The sequence below is a fragment of the Clostridium sp. genome (assembly GCF_050717515.1).
GTDB lineage: Bacteria > Bacillota > Clostridia > Clostridiales > Clostridiaceae > Clostridium_AD.
In genome coordinates, this window is the sequence record NZ_JBOITL010000039.1 from 311035 (window position 1) to 336768 (window position 25734).

The window sequence follows — 25734 nt, forward strand, 5'->3', positions numbered from 1 at the left end:
CTAGTTATTTTTTAAGATTCCATTTCATAGCGTGTTTTTCTCCTTCTTAATATCAATGTAAGAAAGTAAGCTTATATTTCCATAAGCTTTTATTGCCTGAATTATCTCTTCTTCATACAAAATTTCTAGCACACTCATATTCTCATCCAGTACCGTAAATATATTATACTTATTCTTATCAACCATTCCAAGAGCCGATAATAAATCTTTTTTACAAAAAATAGACATACTTCTATTCTCTATATACCCTCTCTTTATAAATCTGTATTTTTTCTTGATAATATAGCCCATAATCAAATATACTATCCTTTCCTTCTCTTTAATTGAAGATATTAAAATAAATATAGAAATTAGTCCCAAATTAAAATTACTCTTATTTGCTGCAACACTTACAAAATATATAAACATGAAAATACTTCCAAGGACCATGCTAACCCTAACAGAAATTTCATTAGCTCTTCTATATATAGTTTTAATACTAAGTATATCCCGAAGGACCCTTCCACCGTCCAGTGGAAATGCTGGGATAAGATTAAAAATGCCTATAGCTAAATTACTACTATATATTAAATGCAAATAAGATCTATTAAAAAATATAAATAAAACATAAAAAGCAGCTGCCAGTATTAAGTTTAGTAAGGGCCCTGATAGCGAAATAATTATATCCTCTTTAGCACTTGCCTCGTCTAAATCCTTAACCTTAAGTACGGCTCCTATGGGAAGTATTTCTATATCAAAACCCGAAAAGCCTAAAATCCTAGCAGTTAAATAATGCATTAACTCATGGATTAACACTAGAAGAAAAGCTATTAGAATTTCTCCTTTAAACCCTAATATTAACAATAATACAATGTACGGCAAAAACAGCTTACTTATTCTTATCAATTAATCCCCCATAGTAATTACTAAAGCCCGATGTTTTTATTATTTAGCTCATTTCCACTTGAAATTGTGCTTTTAATCTTCTCTATAAAATTCACTGTAATTATTTCTATATCTTTTATTTTAAACCCCTTAGTTTTCTCTATTAATGTACCATAGTCATATTTTTTATTTATTACTTCCTTAGAATAATTATAAGCATATTGAGTTTTAGTGGTAACTACTACTTTGCAGAGCAGTACAATAATAAACAATATAAGTACTCCAATAAGTTCCCTAGTTAATCTCTTTCTATAATAATCCCATATTCCATTTTTCCTGTTACTTTCACTAGCAAAATTATTTGTACCCCTCTGTTTTTTAGCCAAATTATTATAATAGCTTTGATACTGCGTATTATAATTACCCATTTTATCCCCCTCATGTATTCTTTTACTATTTATATATATTTAAAATTATCCATTTATATTACATAATATAATCAAAAATAAAAAGTATATATTTATAATCTAAAAAAATAGCAAGCACTGAGAAATATACAGTGCTTGCTAGGTTATATTGTTTTATTCACGATTTCTTAAACTTCTCATCAAAACTTCCGCTGTACCTAAATTTGTGGCAAGTGGAACACAATGAACATCACATAATCTAAGTAATGCTGAAATATCTGGCTCGTGGGGTTGTACTGTAAGTGGATCTCTTAAAAAAATTATCATATCCATTTCCCCTTGTGCTAGCTTTGCACCTATTTGCTGGTCCCCTCCGAGAGGTCCTGATAAAAACCTACTAACGGTCAATCCCACTTTTTCAGTTATTAATTTTCCTGTTGTTCCTGTCCCGTATAGTTCATGCTGCATTAGTGTATCCTTGTAACGATTTGCAAAGTCAATGATATCGTCCTTTTTTTTATCATGTGCTATTAGTGCTATTCTCATATTTCCTCCTTCTGAAATGTAGTTAAATCATCTTCTGTCAAGCTGCAATATTAAAAGTTTATTTTCTTTTTCCTCATGCCTACATTTAGCACAAGTCCTAGTGCCATAAAACTTGTTAAAAGCGAGCTTCCACCATAACTCATAAATGGCAAAGTTATGCCTGTAATAGGCATAAGTCCCATGGTCATCCCAATGTTTTGCCCTATTGAAAATAGTAAATTCGATATAAATCCCACAGCTATTACAGTTCCAAAAACATCTTTAGAGTTTTTTGCAATTTTTATTAATCGATATATAAGAATAGCATATAAAAGTATTAATAATAATGCACCAATAAGTCCCCATTCTTCTCCTAGCACCGAAAAAATAAAATCTGTATGATTTTCTGGCACAGAATTAAATTGAACTCCTTTTCCAAAGCCACGTCCCAGTATTCCTCCTGAGCCTAAAGCAAGTTTTGATTGAATAAGCTGAAGTCCATATCCTAGTTCAAATTGTTCTGGATGTAGAAAAGATGTTAGTCTTCCCTTCCAATATGGTTTCATAATTGGTGAATTCCACACCCCTACAATTAACAGAATAACCGAGGTTAGCCCTCCAATTATAATTTTTTGATCTAGTCCTATACAATAAAATATTCCTAGTACTATAAAGAAACTAACCATAGTCATTCCCATATCAGGCTGAATAACAATTAATACCATTGGCACTGCCGCATAAAATATTAATGTTAATAAATTTTTAGGGTTATTAATTTTTCCCTCCATATCATCTAATTTCTTAGCCAGGATTATTATCATGCCAATTTTAGCAAATTCTGAAGGTTGTATTCCTAGACTACCAATTTTTATCCAAGAAGTCGCACCCTTGGTAGTAGATCCTAAAACAAAATCATTAAGTATTAAAAATATGACCCCCGCCCAATATATTAACAAAGCGTAATTTTTAATTAAAATGTAATCAAATATCAAAATAAGATACACTGTTATAAGACCTAATACAAGCCACGCAATTTGCAATTTAGGATAATATATTCCATAGTCCTTATTCGTCGCACTATAAATATTTATGCATCCGAAAGCCACAATACAAATTGCAAGTATAATAGAACTATAATCTAATTCTCTTAAAAGTTTCTTATTAAGTTTTAGCTTCTGTAAAATCTTCATGCATTGACCTACCTCCATTTCAAATATGATTATATCATATTGTGAAAAAAAAGCTATGCATAAGTTGTTAACTACACATAGGTTGGATAGCTCATCTCTTTATTTTTCTAATAGGAATACTAGCAACTAGTGCTGGCGAACTTCCCTCATATTCTTCCGTGGTTGTTAATCTAACTTCGATTTCCCCGGTTTCTATTTCAGCATATTTTGATATTACTTTTAGTATGTCACTTTTAATCATTTCTAAAAAATCAGGTGAAAAATCTGCTCTATCGTGTATTAAAATTAGTTTTAATCTATCACTTGCAATATCTTTTGAGGAATCCTTGCTAGAAAACATTTTAAATAAATTCATTAAAGTTCCCCCCTATATACCCTTAAATATTTTTTTTAGAGAAGCAAAAAATCCCATTTCACTACGTGATGATCCATCTAGTGTAGCGTAAGGTACTTCCTCTCCAATTATTCTTTTAGCAATGTTTTTAAAAGCTTGACCTGCCAAAGAATTGTCGTCTAGAACAATCGGTTCACCTTTGTTAGTTGAAATCGTAACCTTCCTATCATCTGGTACAATTCCTATTAATTTAATTGCTAGGCACTCTATAATATCATCTACAGAAAGCATATCTCCACTTTTAGTCATTTCATAGTTTATTCTATTTATTATAACCTCATGTCTATCTAAACCCTTAGAGTCTAATTTTCCTATTACCCTATCTGCATCTCTAATTGAAGTGAGTTCTGGATTAACCACTATAATAGCTCTATCAGCACCCACTATAGCATTTTCAAAGCCTTGCTCTATACCCGCTGGGCAATCTATTATAACGTAATCAAACTCTTCTTTTAACTCATTTACTACAAGTAGCATATCTTTTATATTAACATCATTTTTGTCTCTTGTTTGAGCTGTTGGCATTAAATATAAATTACTAAATCTTTTATCTTTTATTAATGCTTGCTTTAATCTGCATCTTTTTTCAATAACATCTACTAATGTAAATACTACCCTGTTCTCAAGTCCCATTAGTACATCAAGGTTACGAAGTCCAGTGTCTCCATCAATAACTACTACTTTTTTGTCCATAGATGCAAGTGCTGTTCCAATATTCGCTGTGGTAGTAGTTTTACCTACACCGCCCTTACCCGATGTTATAACTATAGCTTCTCCCATGTTCATTACCTCCATTAAATATATTTATTCTCTATATACGGTTCCACAATAATATTTCCGTTTTTAATTTTTGCCACCTCAGGATATTCAGGCTTAAGGTTGTCTTCAGGGGACCTTGTGACAACACTTCCAATCTGAAGTATTTGAGGTTCTAGCTTCAATGCCGCAATTATAGCCTTTTCATTACCACTGGTGCCTGCATGCACAACGCCTCTTAAATTACCAAGCACAATTATATTTCCTGCTGCATATATTTCAGCCCCTGGGTTTACATCCCCAACTATAACTATATTACCAGGATAATTTATACTTTGTCCACTTCTTATTGTCTTTCTTAAAAACTTAGTTTTCCCCTCATATATGCCCGCAAACACTTTAACAGTAGTTTCCTCTTGATCCTGAAAAATACAATCACTAATTAGAAATTCATCGAATAATATGTCCTTTAATTTTATACTTTCCTTTTCATTTATGTATTTAAGTTCAGTAGTTATTTTCAAAGTACTTCCTTTGTAAAATTTTTTTCCTTGTGAAAGTTTATTAACTAAAGCCTCTAACATATCGTCAAAATCGCTGAAATGATTCATATTTATAACTACATTTAATCCCTCTTTATTTCCTTTAATTACTATTTTATCTGTAACCATAATTTTAACCTCCTAGCTCTATTCTGGGGTTTATGGAACATGAAAATAATCACCATTCAATTTGCTATTTATTTCATGTCTCTAAAGCAATTATTAATTGTTCCATCCATAATTGAACTTACGCTAATATTTCAACATATTATCAGTAAATTCCTGCTTAATTTCAATATAAATATATTTTTTTTATTTTTTAGTTGTTTTTACTGTTTAAATCATCCTCTGAGATGCTGTAATTAACGACTTCCTTCTGAAATGTCGTTAAAGTGAAAATCCACATGATTTTTATGTGCCTAACAATTAAATAAACCCTGCCATATAAATATGTCAGAGTTTATTTGAAATTTCTAGCCCTTTGTAATTTAACTAATCGTGACCATTTCCAATTAAATCAGTATTTAAATATATATTACTAGTTCCTTTATCTGGATCAACCATAAATGTATATTTAGGATCTTTTTTCAGTAGATCAGCTTTAAAATATTGCTCGTAAATCGCTTTTGCAACTGGAGTCATCCATCCACCATGACCTCCATCAAAACCCACTACACAAACAGCTATTTCGGGTTTTTCATAGGGAGCAAATCCTATATAATATCCATAAGAAGTCCTTCCTAGCGCAGTTTGAGTAACATCATTAAAAGTAGCCGAACCTGTTTTCCCTCCACTTGGTATAAGAAAATCTTTAAATGTGCTAGATGCTGTACCTTTAGTAGTAACTTCTAACATACTTTCTTTAATTATATCAATTGTATTAGCACTTACATTTGTTTTTTCTAAAACTACAGGCCTCGTTTCTTTAATTATCTTTCCATCTGGATCTAAACTTTTATCCACCAAATGCATTTCATATCTATTTCCACCGTTCACCACGGTAGCCATATAATTAGCTAACTGTAATGGTGTAAACTCATCGTGTCCCTGCCCTATGGCTGCATAGTATGCATTTGCAGCGGAATTAATTTCAGTATTAGTATCACTTATTACAGAATAAATAATTTCAGCTATAGCTCTGATATTTGCAGCTGTATAATTATTGCTTTTTAATACTTTGGAAGATTCAATAAGTTTCTTTATCTCAAGTTGAATACTTTTTATAACTGAATCATAGGAACCTTTCACATCTCTTTTCATTTCTGTTTTAATGAAAGCAATAAACTTAACTTTGTTTTCATTTAATTTTTTAATTTCAGCTATTTCTTTCTCAGTGCCACTTTGTTTTTGTGATTCAAGATCAAGTGGTTTTTTCATCTCTTGCAATTTGGAAACCAGATTGCTTCTATAATTATTCGCAAATCTTTCTTTACTAGATTCATAATTATATACCTGACCAAAGTTTTCTGGTATCTCTATACCTGTAGCCGGTTTTTTATTACTATTAGGCTCTATCCCAAGACCGAATTTCCATGCATATTTTGCTATTAGGTTTAAACCTGTTTTATTCTCTCCAGCATGTGCATAAAGCTTATCAGCTACATCATAAAAGTAATAATTACAAGATTCACTCATCGCCTTTTGAATATTAAGCTTTCCATGACCAGAACCCTGCTCATTATACTTCCAACATGCAGCTTTAATAGATGGGTAACGTGTATTGTATGGGCCATTATCGGTTACTTCACTTGTCCTGTTTATAACACCTTCTTCTAGCCCTGCAATAGCTGTCATTGGCTTAAAGGCGGAACCAGGAGGTATTCGAGACTTAGTTGCGTAATTAAAAGTTGCTTTTGGGAAAATATCATTATTGTCCTTCCTAATTGTAGTATTACCTTCTATGCTTTTATCTAAAGGGAACATATAATCAAGTAGTATTTTCTCTCTTTGTTCTTTGGATTTTGACCTATCACCTTCATTTAGCACACCTTTATCAAAAATATCTGCAAGCCCTCTTTTTTTAATATAAGCGAGTCCCTTTTTAGCTATGTTTGGATTTATATACAAATCATTCATTTCAGGAGTTAACCCACCAGATACTGCAAACATATTAGGATCATATCCAGGTCTACTTACTAGTGTTAATATCTTACCCGTATTAACTTCAGTTACAATCACTGCACCTCTATTGGCATTTGTTGTATCTACTTGTTGCTCTGGGTTATTTCCTTCTTTTTGTAAATGTAGTAACACCGCATCTAAAGACTTTTCTGCAGCATATTGCAAATTTTTATCTATATTAAGTTGTAATGTTTGCCCCGGATAGGTTGCAATCTCACCTAAGGTCTTAATTTTTCGCCCTTGTTTATTCACTTCAATACTTTCTTGGCCCTTAGTTCCCCTTAAAACCTCTTCATAAGCTGACTCGATTCCTGAAGCACCTATATAATCAGAGCTTATATCATAGCCTTGTTCCTCATACTTATCTGCCTCCCAAGGATTCACCTTAGAAATATAGCCGAGGAAAGCTGACCCTAGGTCCTTATTAGGATAGACCCTAGTTGGCTCCGTTGTAACACTAACCCCTGGAATCTCAGGTTGCATTTGTTCAAAAATGCCAGCAGCATCTTTTGTCAAATTATTGGCGATATTTACAGGCTTATATCCAGAATAACTCTGCCTTTTTAAAGTGTCCTTAACTAACATATACCGACGAAGTAATTCTTTGCTTTTGGAATCCACAATTTCGTCCATTCCATAATATTTAATTAGTCCATTAAATACTTGCTCTGGAGTAATCTTTAAAAGATCTACATCAACTTTTTTTTGCTGCTCAGGTTTTAATTCATTTCTCTTTTTATCATTATATAGCTTTTTAATAACTTCATCTTCAAAGCCTCTATCTTTTTTAAATCTAAGCTCTATCCAATCTTGTTTTGGTTTATCTAAGGTCTTAAAATCAAAACTATATTCTGTCTTTTTTTTGTCTGCACCAGTCTTTACTTTAAGTAAAAACTCATCTACCTGAATTCCATTATTTGCATCAAGAATCTTAAATACTTTGTCCATAGTGGGAAAGAAATTTTTTTCACTTTCTTTTGTATTAGTAAATGTTAATATATAACTTTGCTTACTTTCAGCCAATTTTTTACCCTTTCTATCAATAATATCACCTCTTGGTGCTACTGTGGATATTACCTTATGATTTTGTTGATTTGCTTTTTGTTTATATAACTCACCATTAACTATCTGCATATTAATCAGTTTTCCAAAAAAAACAAAAAAAATACCAATCGTAATGGTAGTCATAGCATTAAATCTGAAAAACTCATTATCTTTTTTATCTTTCTTATTTTTCTTACTCACCATTTCACCAACCTTTTAAAATCTTTTCCATAATTCAACTTAGTCTACTTAATTCTACATATTATAGGTAAATTCCTGCTTAATTTCAATATAAGTATATTTTTTTATTTTTTATAAATACTTCTATTATTTGAGAATGATTTGAAGTTGTTTTTATATGTCCTGAGCTCAAATAAACTCTAACAAATAAATTTGTTAGAGTCTATTTGTTAGAGTTTATTTAAAATTTTTATTTACAATTTATCTAATCATGACCATTACCTGTTATTGCAGTAGGTAATTTCACATTACCAGTTTTCTTATCTGCATCATACATAAATTCATATTTAGGATCTAGCTTAAGTAATTCAGCTTTAAAATACTGCTCATAAACTGCTTTTGCAACTGGTGCAACCCATCCACCATGACCCCCATCAAAAACCACTGCACAAACAGCTATTTTAGGTTTGTCATAGGGTGCAAAACCTATATAGTATCCATAGGAAGTCCTTCCTAGCGCAGATTGAGTAACGTCATTAAAAGTAGCAGAACCTGTTTTTCCTCCATTTGAAATAGGAAAACCTCCAAATGTGTTATATGCTGTACCTTTAGGATCACTAGTAACTTGCAACATACCTTCTTTAATTAAATTAATTGTTTCAGTGCTTACTTTAGTTTTTTCTAAAACCACAGGCTTATTCTCTTTAATTATGTTACCATCTGGGTCTAAAAATTTATCTACCAAATGGGTTTCATATCTATTTCCGCCATTCACCATAGTAGCCACAAAATTTGCTAACTGAAGTGGTGTAAAGGCATTAAACCCTTGCCCTATAGCTGCATAGTATGCATTAGCAGCAGAATTAATTTCAGTATTAGCATCACTTATTTCCGAATAAATAGTTTCGGCCATAGCCCTGATATCTTTATCAGTATATTTATTATCTTTCAATGACTTAGAAGCTTCAATAACTTCCTTTATAGAAATCTCAGAACTTTGTATAATTGAATTATAGGAATCTTTCTTATCTTTTTTCATTTGTGCTTTAATGAAAGCTTGAAATTTAAGTTTTTTCTCATTTGCTTTTTTAATTTCCTGTATTTGATTATCAGTGCCACTTTCTTTTTGTGACACAGTATCAAGAGGTTTATATTTACCCCCTGTGGCATTTGTTCCCTTTTGCAGAAAACCTACCAGATTACTTATGTGTATATTAGCTAATATTTCTTTACTGGACTGATAATTATAAACCTGACCAAAGTTTTCTGGAATCTCTATACCTGTAGCAGGTTTTGCATTACTACTCGGATCTATTCCAAGACCGAATTTCCATGCATATTTTGCTAGTAAGTTTAAACCGGTTTTATTCTCCCCACCCTTTTCAAAAAGTTTATCAGCTACATCATAAAAGTAATAATTACACGATTCTCTCATTGCTTTTCTTAAATCTACTATTCCATGACCATAATGTTGCTCATTATATAACCAACATGCAGCAGTAACGGATTTATACCTCTTATTGTATGGGCCATTATCATCCACTGTAGAACCCTCTGTTATAACGCCTTCTTCTAGCCCTGCAATGGCTGTAAGCGGCTTAAAAGTGGAACCAGGAGGTATTAGAGACTTAGTTGCATAATTAAATGTTGCTTTCGGGAAAATATCATTATTATCTTTTCTTACTTTAGAATTACCTGCTACACTTTTGTCTAGTGGAAACATATAATCAAGTAATATTTTTGCTCTTTCATCTTTAGATTTTTCTGCCATATCTTTATCACTTAGCACACCTTTAACCTCTGTAAGCCCTCTATCTTGAATATACTTTGGTCCCATTTCATCTATTTTGGGATTTAATAAATCATTAATTTCACTAGTTGAACTTCCAGCTATTGAAAATAGATTAGGATCATACCCAGGTCTACTAGCCAATGCTAATACCTTACCTGTATTAACATCCAGTACTACCACTGCGCCTCTGTTTGCATTTGTTGTATCTACACTTTGCCCCGTGTTTTTACCTGCCTTTTGTAGACTTATCATAACCTCATCTAAAGATTTTTCTGCAGCATATTGCATATTTTTATCTATATTAAGTTGTATTGTTTGCCCAGGATAAGTTTCAATTTCTCCTAGTGTATTAACTTTACGTCCTTGTTTATTAACCGAAATACTTTCTTGACCCTTAGTTCCCTTTAAAACCTCTTCAAAGGTTGCTTCAATTCCTGAAGTACCTATATAATCCGAACTTATATCATAGCCTTGTTCCTCATACTTATCTTTGTCCCAAGGATTTATCTTAGAAATATACCCGAGGAATGCCGACCCTAGATCCTTATTAGGATAGACGCGAATTGGCTGAGTTGTAACACTTATACCTGGAATTTCAGGTTGCATTTGTTCAAAAATACCAGCAGCGTCTTCAGATAAATTATTAGCAATAGTTATAGGTTTGTATCCTGAAAAACTCTGCATCTTTAAATTATCCTTAACCAACATATACCGCCTCAGCGCTTCTATGCTTTTAGAATCTTTAATTTTTTCCATTCCGTACTGTTTTATTAGTTCATTAAAAACTTGCTCTGGGGTAATTTTCAAAAGATCTTCATCAACTTTTTTAAGTTGCTCAGCTGTTAAGTCATCTTTCTTTTTATCCTTATAAAGCTTTCTAATTACTATTTCCTCAAAGCCTCTATCCTTTTTAAATCTAAGCTCTATCCAATCTTGTGTTTTTTTATCTACAGTCTTACCAAAATCAAAGCTATAGGACCTTTGTTTTTTATCTGAACTAGTCTTTACCTTAAGCAAAAACTCATCTACCTGAATTGCCTTATTTTTATCAAGAATTTTAAATACACGGTCCATAGTGGGAAAGAACCTTTCTTCGCTCTCTTTTGTTTTGGTAAATGTTAATATATAGCTTTGTTTACTTTCAGCAAGCTTTTTACCGTTCCTATCAATTATGTCACCTCTCGGAGCTACTGTTGATATCATCTTGTGATTTTGTTGATTTGCAGTTTCCCTATATAACTCACCATTAACTACTTGTACATTTATAAGTCTCCAAATAATTGCACAAAAAATCATAATCATAATTATACCCAAAACATTAAATCTAGAAAATTCATTCTTTTGTTTGCTTTTCTTACTCACTATTTCACCAACCTTTTAATCATCACCTTCTGAAATGCCCTTAAAATCTCCACTCTTTCTTCATGTATTCCTTTTGAGAAAGTTTATAAGCAAATTTATACATGAAAAAAGAAACTATCAAATTGTATATTCCATTATATAATATTGTATCCATATGGGTATATTGCTTTATCAAAAACATTAAAGAAACTACCATGATACCTTTTACTACGCTTAGCACAAAAGATGATACTATCGGAAGAAGCGCCTTTTCAACAAATATACTTTTTCCTATTTGAGCAGCTACAAGACACATAAGCATATTTGTTAGCATATTAATTCCCAAACCGTTCAAAAAAAACAAGTCCTGAAGGGCTCCAGTAAAAACTCCAATTATAACTGCGTCTTTTTGAGAACTAACTATAGAATAACATAGTGCAAAAATAAATATTAGACTTGGACATGCACCATGTATCTTAAGCAAAGGCATCAAGGTATTATCTAATATTAGAAATAGAATACACAAAGATACTAATGTTAATACTCTTTTCATAATACAACCCCTAATATTTTATTTCTCCATCTTCTCTAACTTCTTTTGGTACCACAATTAAAACTTCTTCAATCTTTGTAAAGTCAACATATGGCTCTATTACAGCACCTTTCATTACTTTACCTTTATCCTCGTATACACTTAGCACACTGCCTATTCTAATTCCAGATGGATATCTGCCACCAAGACCTGATGTAGTTATTACATCACCTTTTTTTATAGCTGAATCTAAAGAAAGCCTCTGTATTTGTGCAAGCAATTTATTATTTTCATCTTTATATCCTTTAACCATACCATTATCTCTTGTTCTTTCAACAAGACCCGCCACTGAAATATTTTCATTAGATAAACATTGAACTATAGACCAATTGGGACCTACAGATGTAACCTGACCTACCAGGCCCTCTCCAGTCATAGCTATCATTAATTTTTTTATACCTTTATTGGCTCCCTTATTTATATAAAAGCCATCTGAAAAACCATTTGCACTTAATCCATTTATATTGGCACCAATGTAATTGTACTTCTCATTATCCTCTGAAAACTTAAGCATGCTTTTCAATCTTTTATTTTCTTTAATTGAAGCTGCATATTCCAATGCTTTTATTTTGAACTCGCTATTAGCTTTTTTTAGCTCTTCATTTTCTTTTTTAACATTTGAAAAATTTGTTGCAAATTTAAAAGAATTTCTTATTTTATTAAACCCATTAAAAAATAAACCCTGCACTGAGTTTATAGTTACCCCCACACCGTTCTCCACGAAAGACATTTTTTCTCTGTTTGCACTATACCCGATTAAAGATAAAAATGTAACTGACAGTATTATAATAACTACTGCCAGTTTATTTTTTAAAAATTTCATCTATCTTCTTTTACTCATAACGTCTATATTTACCAGAGCTTTTCCTGCTCCTATAGCAACACAATCAAGTGGGTTTTCAGCAATGTGCACAGGCATATGTGTTTCGCGATTTATAAGTGTATCAATTCCTTTGAGTAGTGCTCCGCCTCCAGTTAACATAATTCCTTTTTCCATTATGTCTGATGCAAGCTCTGGTGGAGTTTTTTCAAGGGTTGTTATTATTGCCTCAATTATTGCCTGAACTGGTTCACTAAGTGCTTCTCTTACTTCCTTTTGTGTTACTTCTATAACTTTAGGAAGTCCTGATATTAAGTCTCTTCCTACTATTGGCATACTAAGGTCATCATCCTCTAAAACAGATGCTGATCCAAGCTCAATTTTAATGTTTTCTGCTGTTCTCTCACCTATCATAAGATTGTATTGCTTTTTAATAAATGCTATTATTGATTGATCTAGCTTATCCCCAGCTACTCTTAGAGACTTGCTTGTTACAATCCCACCCAGTGAAATTATTGCAACTTCTGTAGTTCCTCCTCCAATGTCCACTATCATACTTCCAGTGGGTTCATTTACAGGAAGTCCAGCTCCAATAGCTGCTGCCATTGGCTCTTCCATTAAATATGCCTCTCTTGCTCCTGCTCTTTTAGTTGCTTCCTCTATCGCTCTCTTTTCAACTTCAGTTACCCCAGATGGAAATCCAACTACAATTCTTGGGCTTGTAAATCCTTTTGAACTGACTTTATTTATAAAGTGCCTAAGCATTTTCTCAGTAATATCAAAATCTGCAATTACTCCATCTTGCATAGGACGAATTGCAACAATGTTACCTGGTGTTCTACCTATCATCTGCTTTGCTTCTTCACCAACGGCGAGTACCTTATTAGTATTTATATTTATAGCTACAACAGAAGGTTCTCTTAGTACAATTCCTTTCCCCTTCAAGTAAACTAATGTATTTGCTGTTCCTAAATCTATTCCCATATCACGAGACGTTCCGAATATTCCCATTATAATTTCTCCTTTCGTATCTAAAGCATTCCCTTTTCTTTTAAACTTGTATAAGTCCCATTACCAATAATTATATGATCAAGCAATTCTATCCCTAATAATTTACCACATTCTTTAAGTCTTGTAGTAATGCTTATGTCTTCCTTGCTAGGAGTTGGATCTCCTGAAGGATGATTGTGACAAATAACCACGGAAGCACTACAATTTTTAATAGCTTCATAAAAAACTTCTCTTGGATGAACTATGGAAGTATTTAAATTACCAATCGAAATATCTTTTATACTTATAATTATATTTTTTGTATTTAGCATAATTAATTTAAGATATTCTTTTTTTAAATATCTCATTTCTTCCATAAGATACTGCGCTACATCTTTGGGCGTGGTAATTTTATATTCTTCTCCAGATTTAAAACTTCTAAATCTTTTTGAAATTTCTGTAAGGGCCAAAAGTTGTGTTGCTTTAGCACTGCCAATACCTTTTAAATTCATAAACTCTTCTGCACTTGAACTTAAAAGTCCATTTAGTCCGCCACACTCCGAAATAATTCTACCACAAAGACTTAAAACATTTTCATTTTTTGATCCTATTCTAAGTATTATAGCTAATAATTCATTGTTTGAAAGTGTTTCAGCACCGTATCTTAATAATTTTTCCCTCGGTCTTTCATTTTGAGGTAAATCCATGATTTTGAAGGTCATACCCATAAAACAACTCCTTTATAGATTGACCCCCATCTCCCTTAACATAAAATACAATTTATTCACTGGTAGCCCCACTACACTATAGTAGCAACCCTTTATTTCTTCGACAAATAAAGATGCCGCTCCTTGTATACCATAAGCTCCCGCTTTATCAAGAGGATCTCCAGTCTCAATATACTTGTTTATTTCCACCTCTGAGAGTTTTGAAAATTTTACCTCTGTACAAACATATTCAGTTGAAATTTTTTGGGTTTCAGTGTTTATTACTGCAATTCCTGTATAGACCTCATGCGTATTGCCACTTAAATCACTAAGCATTTGAAAAGCTTCTTCGTTATCTTTAGGTTTTCCAAGAACCTTGCCATTAAAATAAACGATAGTATCACAACCTATTACAACAGCTGGTTTGTTCATACTACTAGAGATATCCATAGCCTTTCCTCTTGCTAAGTTCATAACGTAGTCCCCACAATTTCCAGAAAACGGTATGTCACTTTCTTTAAAATCACTTACCTTTATCTTAAAATTACTAGTTATTTTTTTTAAAAGTTCTGCTCTCCGAACCGAAGCAGAAGCTAAAATAATATCCACTACATCACTCCTAATATTTTCTATATAATATTATTGCCAAAACTATGCCTATAATAGACATAATATTAATATTAAAATTTATACCGAAAGTTATGGCTAATACTTTCAGATCTATAAGCATAGGCTTATTCATACCTATGGTGTATGTACTCTTTAAAAATGCCAGTGCACCTAAATTATTTCCTAATAACTCACCTATAAGACTTCCAGAAATGGCTCCTATAAGCATAAAAAAAATAAAATACGAATTTCTTTTTTCTGCACTTTTCAAATTATATCCCCCACTTTACTTATATATCTTATACATTTTAACATTTAATAAATTCATTAACAAGTGTATAAAATATTATTCAGGAAAAGTTTATAATTGCAGAAGGTTTAGTTAGGATTGCAATGACTATAAAGTTGGATTAAAAAAATACAAATAGACTTTAATAATCCATTTGTATTTTTTGTATCATTCTATTTTACATTCAATTTCATGGATCTTCTTTACAATTTGTTTACAAAATATAAAAAAATTATCTGGTTATATCTTTGATAGTTTCTTTATAAATCTATAAATATATATATATCCTTCCTCAGTTTTTTCCTTTTTAAATTCCACAGGCAAAGCAGTTAAATATGCTTTTATTTCGGTCATGGTATTAAAACTTGCACTTTTTTCATCTGCACCCTTTAAGGTTCCTAGCCACTTTTTTAATTCCACAGTTTGAACTCCACTAATATCTTTTTCTGAAAGTTTATTTAATATTTTAAGGTCTGCATTTATCATTTCATTGATTTGTGAACCGGTGGCATCATTGCCAATCACCTGAAAATTAATTTTAACATATTCTATTTTATTTGCTTGTAGCTCCTTAGTTATACTATCAATATTACCTTTGGGATAAATACCAAGCAAAACTCTATTTGAATTATCTTCTTCAATAATAAAGGGTGTACCAGACTTCATTAAACTATTTTTCAAAACCAAAGCGTTTGCCTTGTTACTGAAGTTACCACATTGTATTGCTACATAGTCATTAATAATCCCTTCAGAGCTTACTTTAGAAGGGTTCGTAGCATCCTTATTTGTTACCTTATCTTTTTCTAACCCTATTTTAGTAGTTTTATCATCTGCAGTTGCAGTTGCTTTTGTATTATTCTTAGGTAATAGTTTGGAAAATATTGTGCCCAGTGCAATAGCTGCTATTATAATTAATATAAAGACCAGCATAAAATTATTTTTTTTTCTAGGTGGTTTATAATTATATCTAGTATATCTCACTCTAACATCCCCCAACTTAATAAATCCTTATTTAAAATATTATTATTTGAAAGCTAATTTTAGAATAAAAAAAAGAAAATATATAAGCTATCTAAAATAAAAAAATCCGACAATTAATGTCGGATTATATTATCTCTACTTAAGAATTCTTCTTGCACCTGCATATCTGGAAGCGTAATAACTTTTATCTAAATTACTCACTGTAACTTTTCTACTTCCTGAGGAGGCGTGTATAAACTCCCCATCCCCTACATAAATGCCAACATGTGATACTGGTCCATCTGTATTAAAGAAAATCAAATCACCTTGTTTTAGATTACCCCTAGATACTGAACTTCCCTCACCTATTTGAGACCCTGTATAATGTGGTAAATCAACTCCAAAAGCATTATAAACATACTTTGTAAAGCCTGAACAATCAAAACTTCTAGGTCCCGTAGCTCCCCATACATATGGTTTTCCAATAAAATTATAGGCATAAGAAATCAAATTACTTTGGCTACCTGAAGCCAGTGATTTAGATAAAGTTTCACCTCTTGATAATCTTTTCCCTAGCTCTTTTTTCTTTTTTTGTGCACTTCTATCTGGCACTTTAATAACCTTGTCTGTTTTAAAAGTTGCACAGCGAAGACCAACTTGTGTTGGACCTTTAATTGCCACATCGGCTTTCACCATTTCGGTTTTCATACTTGTAAAAACACCTATGAACACTAGAAAAACTACCATTTTGACTAAATTAGATTTTAAAATATTCACTTGATCCCTCCTAAAGCTTCCGAAGTTAGCTGACGGGTTCGGGCTGAAGGCTCCCTACTAATAAATATTTACTATTTTTTTAGATTAACCCCATATTTCTTGGTTCCTCCGTACCTATATATAAATAGGACTCAGCTTAATTTATTATAAATAATTTTCCTAAAAATGTCAATAGCTCTGATGACATTTTATAAGCAGACTATTATTAGTGTCACATTAATATATGTAAGCATTATTTGATTTGATTTTATTAATATCAAATTCTTTTTTTAAAATTAATATGTCCTTGTCTTGCTTATTTATTTCTAAAAAATTACTTGTTACTCTACTTATTTCAAATTTATTATTTTTCCATAGTTTCAGCATGGCCTGATTATCAGCTGAAACAAAAGTATAAAAATTACGTATTCCATAGTTTTTATACAAATGCTTTAAAAATTCGTTAATAATAGTGTTAGATATCTCAAGACTATATAATCTAAATTCTATTAAATAACACATAATCCACACTTCATTGGGATTTTTAAATTCTATCCGGCCTTTAATAATTCCTATAAGTTCACTACCTCGCATAACTTTAAGAAAGTACTCTCCCTCACTTAGATAATATTCTAAGTATCTTTCGTAAAATTCCATAATACCATAATCCTGACTCGCATCTATATTAAACACTTGTTGGCTATTAATCCACTTTTCGATTTTAATAATATCTTCTTTTTCTACACTCATGATGCTAACATCATCAAACACAATATCTATATTAAACATATTTACACCTCTTGGATAATTAAATTCTATGTTAATAAACAATTCTACATTACCTTTAAATCTCCTTCAATAAAAAAAAGTATATATTACTAATTCTCTATTTTTAAATACACAAAAATGCCTGATAAATATTATAACCCTATAAATTTTTATAGGGTTATAATATAAACATTTTCTATGGTTTATCTAAATGTCCCTTATGTTGAACTTAAGACTAATTTACTCCTCACTGTACATAAGTGTGAGTTTAACAATTCTTCTAACTATATCTCTTGCCTGGGCATAAGGCATACCACACCTAGTCAAGAGCCTAAATATTGCAGGGTTATACCTTTCAATCCTTCTTACAATGGAATCAACATCATTGTATTTGGGATTAAATTTATTTGGATTATTATAACCATCTCTAAAAGGCTCATTATCTCCATACTTATCTATTTGTCTTAACCCTTCATTCTCATCCTCATAATCTTTCATAGATGTATCTCCATACATCATAGCCATTGAATTAAAGCCATTCATAAACATATCTTCATTAAATTGATCCATTCCCATAGCTGGAGTCCTTTCCATATTTGGATTTACATCTTGCATGTATCCCATTGGCCTACCCATGCTTGAGTTCACACCCATACTTGGGTTCACACCCATACTCGGCATGCTATTCATTTGCCCATATCCATACATCATAGGTTCAAATGGAATCATTTCATATTCTTCATTCATGTCTATATCCTCAAAGTTTCTGTCATCTAGATTCATCATTGACCTCCCATTTTCTAAATTATTAATACATTAACAATTTATGCTTGATGCAGTGTTTTGATACTAACTTTTGCAACAAAAAAAATAAGAAAGTATATATTACTTCAACTGCATTTCGCTGCGCTAAGTAATTCTAAACTGATTTTAATGAAAGATGCTAAAAAGTGCAAACTCGCTGACGCTCAAACATGCACTTTTCTTAACGCATCTCCCATTAAAATCAGTTAAGAATTACTAAAGCTTACTCAAAATGAAGTTTACGTAATATATACTTTCCTTACCCTAAAAAAAATTAACAATCAAAATAAAGAGGGTACAAAATTGCACCATCTTTATTTTAATTGCTAATTATAGCATTTGCTACTTTAATCCTCTTACCGGTTTACTTCTGTCATTATCACCGTTCATAGTAACAGGATTATTTTCAAGTTGTTTTTCCTTTTTTTCGTTGTTAGAATTGTTTTTTTTGTTTTTCATAAACAATTTCATAAATTAACACCTCTTTCAGATGTTAGTTTTACCATAATTCTTTTAAAAATTCATCTCTCCCGAAATTTGTTCTGCCTTCTTTATAAAAAGGGTTAATGCAAAAAAAACTATCACAGGTTCAACTTCTTTTTTACAAAAAGGTCCTGTGATAGTTTTTTACTTGTAATAAACCAAAATCTGTTGATTCCACTAGCTTTTCTTGGTGCGAAAGACGGGACTTGAACCCGTACGGTCTCCCACATGTCCCTTAAACATGCGCGTCTGCCATTCCGCCACTCTCGCAAATATCATTTTTAGTACAAGGATAAAATCTTATAGTCATATGTATTTACACAACCAATGACTACAAGATTTATTATATATCAGTTTAATATGAATTGTCAATATTTTAGTTGTTTTTTGAAGATACCTTAAGTTTATCACCATATAATTTAAAATAAATATTATAATTTGTCTTTACTTTTTTTACATATTTATCAGTTTCTCCGAAAGGAATATTTTTTAATTTTTTTCCATCCTCAGAATGTTCTTTATCTTTAAGCCACTTTTGAACATTTCCGCGGCCACCATTATAAGCTGCCAGCACTAGGTCTGTATCTCCATTAAATTCTGTATTTAAATTATTAATATACCAACATCCCATGGCAATATTAATTTCGTTATCATATAATTTTTCCACTTTATAGTCCTTTAATCCCATATTTTCAGCAATCCACATTCCTGTCTCAGGCATTATCTGCATAAGCCCATAGGCACCTATATGTGACTTAGCTTTTTCATCAAAATTACTTTCTGCTTTAATTACAGCTGCAACCAAAACGGGGTCTACATTATACCTTTGCGAATATTTAATTATGTGCTCCTCATATTTTATTGGATAAAAACTTTTAAAAATACTTTTAACATTGATTAATATCATAACCAATAAAATTAGGAATAAAATCTTTATAATTGTTTTAAACTTCATATTTCACATTACCCTTTCTAATTGTGTAATAATTAAATCTAATTGTAACTTTGTATTTTCAATACTTGCTCCATTATCAATAATAAAATCAGCAAACTTCCTCTTTTCATCTATTGGCATTTGAGCTCTTATTCTATCCATTGCTGCGTCTAAATCTAAATTATCCCGAAGCATAACCCTTTGTATTTGAACATCTTTTCCTACCCATACTAATATAGTTACATCCATACTGGCATGTAAATTATTCTCTATTAAAGTAGGCGCATCAAGAAAACATAACTTACAATTATCTTCTTCATAGGCTTTTATCCTACGGTTTATTTCATTTATTATAAAAGGCATAATTATACGCTCTAACTTTTTTCGCAGGGTATCATTCTTAAATATGTAGTTTCCAAGCTCTTTCCTCAGTAATTTACCTTCCTCATCAAAAAACTCACACCCAAACTCCTCTTTAATTTGAGATATCAGCTCAGGATATATTATAAAAACCTCTCTAGCTACAATATCAGCATCAATAACGGGAAAGAGCTTTTCCTTTACCATATTAGTTACTGTGCTCTTTCCACTACCAATACCACCTGTTATCCCTACCTTTAACATTTGCAACTACTTAGCTTCATACCAAGTTTCTCCAATTGTTATTCCTACTTCTAGAGGAACTGAAAGTTTTATAACATTTTCCATCTGCTCTTTAACCAAATTCTGGACCTTCTGGGCCTCATCTTTATATACATTTAATATTAATTCATCGTGTACTTGAAGTATTAGTGTACTTTTCAAGCCCGACTCCTTTAATTTGTCAAATACATTTACCATAGCCAGCTTAATAATATCTGCCGCAGTACCTTGTATTGGTGTATTCATAGCAAGCCTTTTTCCAAAGGACTTAACAATTTTATTAGAGGAGTTTATTTCAGGGATTGCTCTTCTTCTATTAAATATTGTGGTAACACTATTATTTTTCTCAGCTTCAACTACTATATCCTCCATATACTGCTTAACTTTTGGATATCTTTCAAAATAGGCATCTATATAAATTTTAGCTTCTTTTCTAGATACATTTATATCCTTTGCTAAGCTAAATTCTCCAATACCATATACTATGCCAAAGTTTACTGCTTTGGCATTACTTCTCATAAGTGATGTAACTTCTTCTAGGGGTACATTAAATACCTCTGAAGCAGTTTTAGTATGAATATCACTATGGTTAATGAAAGCTTCAATTAAATTCTCATCCCCAGATATATGAGCAAGGACCCTAAGCTCTATTTGTGAATAATCCGCAGATAATATAACACACTGATCGTTATGTGGTATAAATACTCGTCTTATAGCTCTACCCATTTCATGTTTTATAGGAATATTTTGCAAATTAGGCTCTGTGCTTGATAATCTTCCTGTTGTAGTTACTGTTTGAGTAAAGTTGGAATGTATTCTACAATCTGTATCAATAACTGCTTGTAGTCCCTCTATATAGGTAGAAAAAATCTTTGTAAGCCCTCTATAGCGAGTAATTTCTGTAATAATAGGATGCTTATCTACTAATGCCTCTAAAACCTCAGCATTGGTTGAATATCCTGTTTTTGTTTTCTTTATAACAGGTAAATCTAATTTTTCAAATAATATCTTTCCTAATTGTTTTGGAGATTTAATATTAAATTCTTCTCCCGCTAGTGCAAAAATAGTGCTTTCCATTTCATTTATGTCTTTTGCAAATTTTATGTTAAGTTCCGCTAGTTTATCCTTGTCTATTGTAAACCCTTCTGCCTCCATATATGATATAGCCTCTGTTAGTGGTTGCTCTACCGTATATAGAAGTTCTTCCATTTTATACTCTTTAATCTTCATTTCTAATAGTTCATAAAGTTTTTTTAGTAATGCCACTTTATTAATCTCTTTTGCATCACCCTCGCCTACAATACTAATTCTAAGAAATGTATCAGTAAGAGTTTCTAAACTATATTCACTTTGTGCTGAATTTATCAAATAAGCTGCAAGTTCAGTATCAAATTTTACTGCTTGTAACACAATACCCTTTTTATTAAGAGCTGTATAAGCATTCTTTAAGGAATGGCCTACCTTTTTAATATCTTTATTTTCAAGCATAGTTTTTAAATAACTTATAGTTTTTTCTTCATCTTCATTAAATAATTCACTAACCTTAATAGCATAGTTTTTTTCCTTATAACTCAGGTATATATTATTTAAGCTAATTTCAGAAAAAACATTAGCATTTGTAATATCAAAGATTATGTAAATTGTATCTTTAACCTCTTCTACTAATCCCTTAAGCTCGATCAGCTTATCTATTACTGTAAAATCAGCTGAAAATATTTCTTCAATTGAATTCTCATCATCTGCTATTTTGCCTATTAATGATTTAAACTGTAATTTATAGAATAAATCTTTTACAGCACGTACATCATAGTTTTCTTTTGATTTAATTGAATCTAAATCTATTTCCATAGGCACGCTAGTAATAATAGTAGCTAATTTTTTACTGAAAATAGCCTGCTCACTATAAGTCATTAAATTCTCCACAAGCTTCTTGCCACTGATATTTTCAATATTCATAAGAACATTTTCTATACTCTTGTACTCTTTAATAAGCTTATAAGCAGTTTTTTCACCAACTCCTGGCACTCCTGGAATATTATCCGAGGCGTCTCCCATTAAGCCCTTTACATCTATAAATTCAGTAGGGGTTACTCCAAAATCCTCTATTATTCGATTTCTATCATATATTTCTTTTTCTGACATTCCCTTTTTATTTATTACAACTTTAACATTATCTGTAGCAAGTTGAAGTGCATCCCTGTCCCCTGTTACTATAAAGACTTCTAGCCCCTCTTTTTCTCCAATTACAGATAGTGTTCCTATTAAATCATCTGCTTCAAATCCATCTAATTCAAAAATGTCTATAGCCATTTTCTCTAAAAGTTCCCTAACTATAGAAAACTGTCCGATAAGCTCATCAGGCATTTTCTTTCTACCTGCCTTATAATCACTATATTCTTCATGACGAAAAGTAGGTGCCTTTCTATCGAAGGTTGTAACAATATAATCTGGCTCAAATTCCTCTTTCATTTTTAAGAGCATATTTGTAAAACCATAAACTGCATTAGTATATATACCGTCTGAATTTGTTAGGGCCGGCAATGCATAAAAAGCTCTATACATAAGACTATGACCATCTAAAATTAATAACCTTTCTTTAGACATTTTAAATCCCTTCTTTCTGCTATGATTACATTTTTTTAAAATATACTTAAATCTAATTCCTTAGACAATTCTTCTAAAACCTTTATACCACCAATACTATTACCTTTTTCATCCAGCGCGGGTCCAATTACACCAACACCCATTCTCCTAGGCACTGCTGCCATTATACCTCCACCTACACCACTTTTTGCAGGTATTCCTATATGTACTGCAAAGTTACCTGAACCATCATACATGCCGCAAGTAACCATTATAGTTTTAATTATTCTAGTAGCTTCTCTAGATAAAACTCTTTCATTTCTAGAAATTATCACACCAGAATTAGCAAGCATAGCTCCTATTCTTGCTATATCCCTACAATTGACCTCCATTGAACACTGCTTAAAGTATACGTCTAAAACCTGTTCCACATCACCCTCAATAACACCTGTACTCTTCATAAAATAAGCCAGTGATCTATTTCTATCCCCCGTAGCTTTTTCAGAGGTATAAACCCCTTCATTAATATTAATATCAGGATTACCTGTTATTTTCCTTGTAAACTTTAAGATTCTATTAAACTTTTCCTCTGCAGTATCCCCTGTAATTAAGGAAACTATTGCAATTGCTCCAGCATTTATCATTGGATTTATAGGTCTTTGGTCAGTATTTTTCTCTAAATTTATTATAGAATTAAAGCCAGCTTCTGTGGGCTCCATTCCTATTTTAGTAAACACATAATCTACCCCATTATCAATTATGGCTAGCATAAGTGTAACAACCTTTGATATACTCTGTATTGTAAATTTCGTTTCATAATCCCCTGCAAAAAATTCTTCTCCATCAAGAGTAGTTACGCAAATACCTAGCGCCTCTCCATCTGCTTTAGACAGTTCTGGTATATATGAGGCAACTATTCCTTCCTTTGTAAAATGTCTATTTTTATCAATAATAGTATCTAATATTCTCTTCATGTTAGCCCCCTGATCAATTAACAATATAATAAAATGTATTTTTTTATATTAGTATTTACATGTACACTACATATAATACTATACTTTGAATGGTATTTTCAATTGATTGTACAAAAAATTAATATTGGTTTTGTTCCATATAGAATGAATACTTTAAGCAAAATGAAAGCAGATATAAAATTCTACTATAACTATTGCATTAATTATAAATATATGTTAAAATAATTCTTGTCAGACATGCCGAAGTGGTGGAACTGGCAGACGCGCTGGACTCAAAATCCAGTGGTAGCAATACCGTGCGGGTTCGATTCCCGCCTCCGGCACCAGTTGTTTAAAAGGTTAAGAGCACTTAGGAAGAATATTCCTAAATGCTCTTTTCTTTGTTTTATCCGTCTTTTGTCCGCTTCTATTTTAACAGAGATTAAAACAGGGTAGGATAGGTTAAATTTAAAGATGGGAATTAAAAAGAAATGTATACTTTTTTGATTGAATTTTTTTCTTAATTAATGTTGTAATATCAAAAGTTGGAATAGCAAATGAATAACTTGTACTTACTAACGATTCCTATTATATTCATAAATTGTAAAATAAAAAAAGGCATTGCTGCCTTTTAAGAAGTTTTGTTTATTGTACATTATAAGAATAATGGGAAGCTGAAGAATATATAAAAAAATGCAGAATTACTCCATTACTTTAGTAATTGTAACAGTTGGTTGTGTCGTCCGTTAAGAAGATTGCGAATTAATTATCTTAACATCTCTTAACATCTCAACTTCTGCATCATTCCCACAATGATCACCACTATTGTTTATATACTTTCTTCTTTTTACGTTTGCATTTCTACAGCTTGTATGTTCTAATGCTAAACAAGTGCAAACATTATCTTTAAATCGAACATTTTTTTGTAAACCTATATTAGGAACTCTTAATGCCTTTCCGTCTGTCCAACAATCCAAATCAGATGATAATTTAGCAAGAAATTCTGATGAAGGTATTCCAAGAGTAATAATCACTTTAGGTTTTATCACATCAATCTGATAGTAAAGAAAATCAATGTTTCTTTTAACAAAATCTTCATCCTTAGAGCCAGGAAATTCTCCTGTCATAGATACTGTATCTCTTAGTCCCATAAATACATTAGAAAAAAAGCAATCTTTTAAATCTATTCCTGCCTCGTTGAAAAATTTAATTAGATTTCTCCATGTTGCACATTCTAAATCAGTTGCTTCATTTCTTAATATCCTTTTGTACTGTTTTACTGTTGAAAAATCTTGACCGAGTACAAGAACACTTGGGAATACCTCTGAGTATTCTTCTAACCACAGTCCTTTACCTCCAGGAAAAAAAGCTGTTATATCTACCATTTTATCAACTGGTTTTACCGTGTTTGGATATGGCTTAACCATGTCAATATTTTTATATAATAATTTAGGCAATTCATTTCTTTCCATAATATACCTCCATTCTAAATTATAAACCATTTAACAGCAGCACATAATATTCTACTAGTTCGCCATATCCAAGTTATTCATTTTCACTGCACTCATCAATTAAGTATTCATTTTTTCGACTGTCGGCTAAGTCGGAGGAATTACTCCCTCCTTCTCGCCTAAGAACTGTACGTGTCACTTTCGCGACATACAGCTCAAGCTCTCATTTATCCTATT

25 protein-coding genes, 2 tRNA genes and 1 riboswitch are annotated in these 25734 nt (G+C 31.6%); of the genes, 1 reads left to right on the forward strand and 26 read right to left on the reverse strand.

The window, feature by feature from the left end; translation table 11 throughout:
- Positions 1-24: 24 nt before the first annotated feature.
- From ACREV6_RS23600 to glsA, 25 genes are all read right to left on the reverse strand, one after another.
- Positions 25-885: a M50 family metallopeptidase gene (locus tag ACREV6_RS23600; RefSeq protein WP_431580477.1), complete on the reverse strand. Its 861-nt coding sequence runs from the start codon at positions 883-885 to the stop codon at positions 25-27.
- A gap of 20 nt (positions 886-905) precedes the next feature.
- The gene (locus tag ACREV6_RS23605; RefSeq protein ID WP_431580478.1) at positions 906-1292 is read right to left on the reverse strand and encodes an endopeptidase; all 387 of its coding nucleotides are present in this window, start codon (positions 1290-1292) and stop codon (positions 906-908) included.
- Between the two features lie 153 nt (positions 1293-1445).
- Positions 1446-1817, reverse strand: a complete 372-nt coding sequence (locus tag ACREV6_RS23610; protein ID WP_431580479.1) for a methylglyoxal synthase — start codon at positions 1815-1817, stop codon at positions 1446-1448.
- Between the two features lie 50 nt (positions 1818-1867).
- A complete protein-coding gene (gene rodA / locus ACREV6_RS23615) occupies positions 1868-2980 on the reverse strand; it encodes a rod shape-determining protein RodA (RefSeq protein WP_431580520.1) in 1113 nt (370 codons plus the stop codon).
- Positions 2981-3077: 97 nt separating this feature from the next.
- Positions 3078-3341, reverse strand: coding sequence for a cell division topological specificity factor MinE (gene minE, locus ACREV6_RS23620; RefSeq protein ID WP_431580480.1), 264 nt, complete (start codon positions 3339-3341; stop codon positions 3078-3080).
- Positions 3342-3353: 12 nt separating this feature from the next.
- Positions 3354-4160, reverse strand: a complete 807-nt coding sequence (gene minD / locus ACREV6_RS23625; RefSeq protein ID WP_431580481.1) for a septum site-determining protein MinD — start codon at positions 4158-4160, stop codon at positions 3354-3356.
- Positions 4161-4174: 14 nt separating this feature from the next.
- Positions 4175-4807, reverse strand: a complete 633-nt coding sequence (gene minC, locus ACREV6_RS23630) for a septum site-determining protein MinC (protein ID WP_431580482.1) — start codon at positions 4805-4807, stop codon at positions 4175-4177.
- A gap of 363 nt (positions 4808-5170) precedes the next feature.
- On the reverse strand, positions 5171-8047 hold the full coding sequence (locus ACREV6_RS23635) for a penicillin-binding transpeptidase domain-containing protein (protein ID WP_431580483.1): 2877 nt from the start codon (positions 8045-8047) through the stop codon (positions 5171-5173).
- 241 nt (positions 8048-8288) lie between these two features.
- Positions 8289-11177, reverse strand: coding sequence for a penicillin-binding transpeptidase domain-containing protein (locus tag ACREV6_RS23640; RefSeq protein ID WP_431580484.1), 2889 nt, complete (start codon positions 11175-11177; stop codon positions 8289-8291).
- Positions 11178-11217: 40 nt separating this feature from the next.
- Positions 11218-11709, reverse strand: coding sequence for a rod shape-determining protein MreD (gene mreD, locus ACREV6_RS23645; RefSeq protein ID WP_431580485.1), 492 nt, complete (start codon positions 11707-11709; stop codon positions 11218-11220).
- A gap of 10 nt (positions 11710-11719) precedes the next feature.
- Entirely contained in the window at positions 11720-12571 is an 852-nt protein-coding gene (gene mreC, locus ACREV6_RS23650; RefSeq protein ID WP_431580486.1) for a rod shape-determining protein MreC, read from the reverse strand.
- Positions 12572-13579, reverse strand: a complete 1008-nt coding sequence (locus ACREV6_RS23655; RefSeq protein ID WP_431580487.1) for a rod shape-determining protein — start codon at positions 13577-13579, stop codon at positions 12572-12574.
- Positions 13580-13599: 20 nt separating this feature from the next.
- Positions 13600-14286, reverse strand: coding sequence for a RadC family protein (gene radC / locus ACREV6_RS23660; RefSeq protein WP_431580488.1), 687 nt, complete (start codon positions 14284-14286; stop codon positions 13600-13602).
- Between the two features lie 12 nt (positions 14287-14298).
- Complete coding sequence (locus ACREV6_RS23665) at positions 14299-14874, reverse strand: Maf-like protein (protein ID WP_431580489.1); 576 nt, start codon at positions 14872-14874, stop codon at positions 14299-14301.
- A gap of 10 nt (positions 14875-14884) precedes the next feature.
- On the reverse strand, positions 14885-15145 hold the full coding sequence (locus tag ACREV6_RS23670; protein WP_431580490.1) for a DUF4321 domain-containing protein: 261 nt from the start codon (positions 15143-15145) through the stop codon (positions 14885-14887).
- Between the two features lie 258 nt (positions 15146-15403).
- Complete coding sequence (locus tag ACREV6_RS23675) at positions 15404-16144, reverse strand: SPOR domain-containing protein (RefSeq protein WP_431580491.1); 741 nt, start codon at positions 16142-16144, stop codon at positions 15404-15406.
- Between the two features lie 135 nt (positions 16145-16279).
- The gene (locus ACREV6_RS23680) at positions 16280-16900 is read right to left on the reverse strand and encodes a C40 family peptidase (RefSeq protein WP_431580492.1); all 621 of its coding nucleotides are present in this window, start codon (positions 16898-16900) and stop codon (positions 16280-16282) included.
- Positions 16901-17047, reverse strand: a riboswitch (cyclic di-AMP (ydaO/yuaA leader).
- Positions 17048-17116: 69 nt separating this feature from the next.
- Positions 17117-17668, reverse strand: a complete 552-nt coding sequence (locus tag ACREV6_RS23685) for a GNAT family N-acetyltransferase (RefSeq protein WP_431580493.1) — start codon at positions 17666-17668, stop codon at positions 17117-17119.
- Between the two features lie 219 nt (positions 17669-17887).
- A complete protein-coding gene (locus tag ACREV6_RS23690; RefSeq protein WP_431580494.1) occupies positions 17888-18433 on the reverse strand; it encodes a hypothetical protein in 546 nt (181 codons plus the stop codon).
- Positions 18434-18793: 360 nt separating this feature from the next.
- Positions 18794-18922, reverse strand: a complete 129-nt coding sequence (locus ACREV6_RS23695) for a hypothetical protein (RefSeq protein ID WP_431580495.1) — start codon at positions 18920-18922, stop codon at positions 18794-18796.
- 200 nt (positions 18923-19122) lie between these two features.
- Positions 19123-19204: transfer RNA gene (locus tag ACREV6_RS23700), tRNA-Leu, on the reverse strand.
- Positions 19205-19310: 106 nt separating this feature from the next.
- Positions 19311-19889, reverse strand: coding sequence for a lytic transglycosylase domain-containing protein (locus tag ACREV6_RS23705; protein WP_431580496.1), 579 nt, complete (start codon positions 19887-19889; stop codon positions 19311-19313).
- A 3-nt stretch (positions 19890-19892) separates the two neighbouring features.
- A complete protein-coding gene (gene coaE, locus ACREV6_RS23710; protein WP_431580497.1) occupies positions 19893-20492 on the reverse strand; it encodes a dephospho-CoA kinase in 600 nt (199 codons plus the stop codon).
- Between the two features lie 6 nt (positions 20493-20498).
- Positions 20499-23114, reverse strand: coding sequence for a DNA polymerase I (polA, locus tag ACREV6_RS23715; protein ID WP_431580498.1), 2616 nt, complete (start codon positions 23112-23114; stop codon positions 20499-20501).
- Positions 23115-23149: 35 nt separating this feature from the next.
- The gene (glsA, locus tag ACREV6_RS23720; RefSeq protein ID WP_431580499.1) at positions 23150-24067 is read right to left on the reverse strand and encodes a glutaminase A; all 918 of its coding nucleotides are present in this window, start codon (positions 24065-24067) and stop codon (positions 23150-23152) included.
- A 239-nt stretch (positions 24068-24306) separates the two neighbouring features.
- Here glsA and ACREV6_RS23725 point away from each other — a divergent pair.
- Positions 24307-24393: transfer RNA gene (locus ACREV6_RS23725), tRNA-Leu, on the forward strand.
- Positions 24394-24792: 399 nt separating this feature from the next.
- Here the strand turns inward: ACREV6_RS23725 and ACREV6_RS23730 are convergent.
- Positions 24793-25518, reverse strand: coding sequence for a uracil-DNA glycosylase family protein (locus ACREV6_RS23730; RefSeq protein WP_431580500.1), 726 nt, complete (start codon positions 25516-25518; stop codon positions 24793-24795).
- Positions 25519-25734: the final 216 nt, after the last annotated feature.